The sequence below is a fragment of the Limosilactobacillus kribbianus genome (genome assembly GCF_026413145.1).
Lineage (GTDB): Bacteria > Bacillota > Bacilli > Lactobacillales > Lactobacillaceae > Limosilactobacillus > Limosilactobacillus kribbianus.
The window spans coordinates 1-4,353 of the sequence record NZ_JAOVYZ010000080.1 but is presented as its reverse complement, the minus strand read 5'-3'; the positions used below and the strand labels follow the sequence as shown (position 1 = coordinate 4,353).

At 51.7% G+C, this 4,353-nt stretch carries 3 protein-coding genes; all 3 read left to right on the top strand.

Features of this window, described 5'->3' with window-relative positions:
* Positions 1–1,090: 1,090 nt before the first annotated feature.
* The 3 genes from hemH to OCT58_RS09955 all read left to right on the top strand — a co-directional run bounded on the left by hemH (position 1,091) and on the right by OCT58_RS09955 (position 4,220).
* Positions 1,091–2,050 (top strand): ferrochelatase, encoded by a 960-nt coding sequence (gene hemH, locus OCT58_RS09965; protein ID WP_267202685.1) that lies wholly within the window; start codon positions 1,091–1,093, stop codon positions 2,048–2,050.
* Positions 2,047–2,934, top strand: coding sequence for a proline iminopeptidase (gene pepI / locus OCT58_RS09960; RefSeq protein WP_267202684.1), 888 nt, complete (start codon positions 2,047–2,049; stop codon positions 2,932–2,934). Before hemH ends, pepI begins: the two co-directional genes overlap by 4 nt.
* Before the next feature lie 101 nt (positions 2,935–3,035).
* On the top strand, positions 3,036–4,220 hold the full coding sequence (locus OCT58_RS09955) for an aminotransferase-like domain-containing protein (protein ID WP_267202683.1): 1,185 nt from the start codon (positions 3,036–3,038) through the stop codon (positions 4,218–4,220).
* Positions 4,221–4,353: the final 133 nt, after the last annotated feature.

Here is a 4,353-nt window from a genome sequence, read left to right as displayed (position 1 = left end):
ATTTGACGGACATCCTTTCATATAGGTTTGATTCACTTAATATGATACCTGATGTCACGCCGAATGGCGTTTTTGCATTTACCACCAATTAGGTGGCTAACTTCATTCTATAATCTACCATTTTAGTAAGTTCCCTGCTCTTTGCGAAATATTCCATCTCATCACCTCATTATTATACCATATCGGTATTAAAAAGGGGATTTTCCCTCTATTGTTTAAATACGTAAAATATTGAAATAGAACGCAAAAAGGAAGAGCACTTTTGGCAATGCTCTCCGCTATGGAAAGAAAATGCTTATTAATATGGCTAAGCAATAAAGAACTAGTCTGTTTTCAGCAAATTCGTCGTTAGTGCGTAAAGTGAGTGTAGCCGTTTTTTCATCCCTTTACGCAACAAATCCTAAGGGGGGTGAGAAGCCATCCCAATTCAACCTAGCATCACTTGTTACTCCATCATTCACCGTGGTCATCATTAACTCCCCCCAATTTGTTTGCTGCTGACCACTTCCCCGTTATTTTATTGCCCACACGGATAATGATCAGCGGACTGCTGCTTGCAACTCTGAACCTTTTGAATGCCACTAATGTCACTGTCTTTCATGACCATCACCCCCTTAAATAAAAAAGTCCTTTAAGCATCGATTGACGCTTAAAGGACGAATAGCTCGTGGTACCACCTTTTCTTCATGGAAAAATTCCATCTCGACCAGACATAATAATCTGCGGTCCGGATAATGGTGGACGGTACCAGAAGAACTTACTTGGTTCGGTCTTCAGCTTCCAGGTGATTTTCAATCGGGCGCCTCGCTTAGCTTTCACCAAATTCTAAGTCGCTGTTGCCAGCAACCCAACCTACTCTCCTGGGCATTGCTTTTCTCATTTAATTTTTGATTATAATACTCATCATTTTCTAATTTGTCAACTGCTTTGGGGAATTTTCTGCGAAGAAGCATTTTTCTTTTAGTGAACAGAAGGCCGATCCTTAGTCTTCGAGCGAGCTTTCTAGTATAATAACAGCAGAATTGCAAAAGATTTTCAGCCATCACCACTGGGAATCTTTTTATTTTTCCCAAAAGCGAGGTTATGCCCGATGAAAGAAAATGGATTACTGCTCGTCAACCTGGGTTCGCCACAGGAGCCGACTGTCCCAGCCGTCAAACATTACCTGAACGAATTCTTAGGAGACCCCAACGTGATTACGATGCCGCCAGCCCTATGGCAGCCGATCCTCAAGGGGATGATCCTGCCGTTCCGGTCGAAAAGCTCGGCGGCCACCTATCAACATTGCTGGATGCCGGATGGTTCGCCCTTAATCGTCAATACGGCGAACCTAACCAAACGGGTGCAAGAATACCTACCGAGTTGGGACGTTCGCATGGCGATGACCTATGAGCACCCGGCAATCGACGAAACGCTGCGGACAATGAAAAAAGAGTGCCGCCACATCACTGTTCTTTCGCTTTTTCCCCACTTCACGCAGAGCACGACCCAGTCGATCATCGAACAGGTGCAGGCGGTGGACCCCGCCATCCGCGTGATCGATCGTTTTGCCGATGAGCCCGACTACCTCCAGACCTTGGCGACTCATGTCCAGGAAGTCTGGGAGCAGGGGGAGTATGATCGGCTCGTCATCGCCTACCACGGGATCCCGGTCTCGATGGTCAAGCACGGTGACCCCTACCAGGAGGAGACGGAACGGACGACGGCCAAGCTGCGCCAGCTCCTGGCGATTGATGATGACCGGATCATTATGACCTACCAGTCGAAGTTCGGCCCAATGCCCTGGCTCCAGCCCTACCTGAAAGACGAGATTCTCGAAGAAATCAAACGGGGGCACAAGAAACTCCTGGTGGTCGTGCCGTCCTTTGTCACCGATTGCCTAGAGACAATTGAGGAAGACCAGGTCGAAAATCACCAGCGCTTCCTGGATCACGGCGGGAAAGTGTTCGACGTCGTGCCCGCGCTGAATGATCGGCCGGAGTTTGCCCAATTCCTGGCGCACTTTGTCCAGCAGCAAGTCGAGCTGCCAGAGGGAGGTGCGCTGCGATGAGAGTGCAAGAAGTGATGATTCCCTTTGGCAACTACCAGACCTACTGCCGGATCGTCGGCGAGCCAACCGATCGTGCCCCGATCCTGCTTTTGCACGGTGGGCCGGGTTCGACTCATAACTACTTTGAGCTCTTGGACGATTTGGCAGCACGTGCTGGACGGCAGCTGATTATGCACGACCAATTGGGCTGTGGCCGCTCGACGATTCCTGATGACCACCCCGAGGTCTACACGGCCCGGACCTGGGTGGCCGAGCTGGAAAACCTTCGTGACTACCTAGGGCTCGACCGCTTGTATCTGCTGGGCCAGTCCTGGGGCGGGATGCTGGCAATCATCTACCTCTGCGACTACCGGCCCCAAGGCATCCAGGGGGTGATTCTCTCGAGTACCCTTTCTTCGGCTAAGCTCTGGACCAGCGAGCTGCACCGTCTGATCGGCTTCATGCCGGAAGAAGAACAGGCGGCCATCTTGGATGCGGAGCGTAGCGGAAACTTTACGGCCCCGGCCTACCTGCGGGCCAACGAGCACTTCATGGAGTTGCACGCCGCCGCGCGGGTGACGCCCCAATCGCCGGAACCACTGCGTCGGGCAAAGAAAGGTGGGGAGCAAGCCTACCTCCGAGCCTGGGGGCCAAACGAATACAACCCGCTTGGCAAGCTGCGCGACTACGAGTACACGGATCGACTGGCTGAAATTCAAGTTCCGGCTTTGGTGATCGACGGGACGAACGATCTCTGTACGCCCCTGGTTGCCAAAACATTGTTTGACCACCTGCCAAATGCTCGCTGGCAGCTCTTCCAAAATGCCCGTCACATGGTCTTTGCCGAGCAGACAAAGCGGTATGAACAAGTGGTCTGCGCTTGGCTGACTGATCAAGAAAAATAAAATTGCCCCTTAACAAGCAAAATTTTTGGGTGTATACTCCTTAGCAACATCAATTCTGAAAAGTTGATGAGAAAAATTAAATTTTAAGGAGTGACGACAATATGGTTGAATTTTCAAAACGAGTACCAGCAGACGGCACGGATGCGGTTGGTGCAATCCTCAAGGCAGCGGCGGATCCGCAAATTATTTCCTTTGCTGGTGGATTGCCGGCACCCGAACTTTTCCCAGTTAAAGAAATGAAGGCAGCGGTCGACAAGGTCTTCGATCAACATGGCCAAGAAGCGATGCAGTACGGGGCCGCCAAAGGGGTTACCGCCCTGCGTGAGCTGATCTTAAAGCACGTCGCCGCCAAGGAAGACGTGCACGCCGAACTGGATAATGTCCTGGTGACGACCGGTTCTGAGCAGGCCATTGACCTGGTCGGCAAGGCCTTCATCGATCCCGGCGACACCGTCCTGGTAGAACAGCCAACCTACCTGTGCGCCTTGGATGTTTTCAAGTCCTACGGTGCCCATTTTGTAGGGGTTGAGATGGACGAAGAGGGGATGAAGATGGATTCCCTGGAGGCCGCCTTAAAGGCTAACCCGAACACCAAGCTGATCTATACTGTGCCGAACTTCCAGAACCCGACCGGCCGAACGATGGCCGTTGAGCGCCGACAAAAGCTGGCGGAATTGGCGGCCAAGTACGACGTTTACGTCCTCGAAGATAACCCCTACGGTGAGATTCGTTTTGCCGGCAAGCACGTTCCGGCGGTCAAGTCCTTCGATCAGGACGACCACGTCCTGTACATGAGCACCTTCTCCAAGATCCTGGCCCCTGGCTTCCGGCTGGGTTGGCTGGTGGCCGATAAGAAGGTGGTTGATAAGTTGACCGTCCTGAAGCAGTCTGCGGACCTGCATACGGACAACCTGGCCCAGTTTGCCGTGGCCCAGTTCTTTGAAGACAATGATGTCGATGCCCACGTCAAGGAGATCAGTGACCTCTACGGCAAGCGCAAGAACCTGATGACCGACGGGATCAAGCAATACTTCCCAGCCGGTGTGAAGTACACCGATCCAGAAGGGGGGATGTTCCTCTGGGTCGAAGTGCCGGGGGTTGACGATACCGTTGAGCTCTTCAAGAAATGTCTGAAACATAACGTGGCCTTCGTGCCTGGCGATCCGTTCTTCGCCGGCGACGTTCAGCCAGGGACTTTCCGCCTGAACTACTCCAATGCCCAGGAGGACAAGATCAAGGTCGGCATGAAGCAGCTTGGCGATGCGCTGCAGGAAGCCGTTAAATAAATATGATTTGAATAAGGCAGATTGCAAGAAATAACTTGAACGAATTTAATGACGTAAATTAAGCAGGAAGATCTCGATTGGTGTGCGCCAGTTAAGACATTTAAGTGGCCGGGAATTCAGATACCAATTGATT

What these genes read in the sequence shown, in the direction of transcription:
- hemH (WP_267202685.1), top strand. Translation starts at nt 1,091, where the DNA reads ATGAAAGAAAATGGATTACTGCTCGTCAACCTGGGTTCGCCACAGGAG.
- OCT58_RS09955 (WP_267202683.1), top strand. Translation starts at nt 3,036, where the DNA reads ATGGTTGAATTTTCAAAACGAGTACCAGCAGACGGCACGGATGCGGTT.
- pepI (WP_267202684.1), top strand. Translation starts at nt 2,047, where the DNA reads ATGAGAGTGCAAGAAGTGATGATTCCCTTTGGCAACTACCAGACCTAC.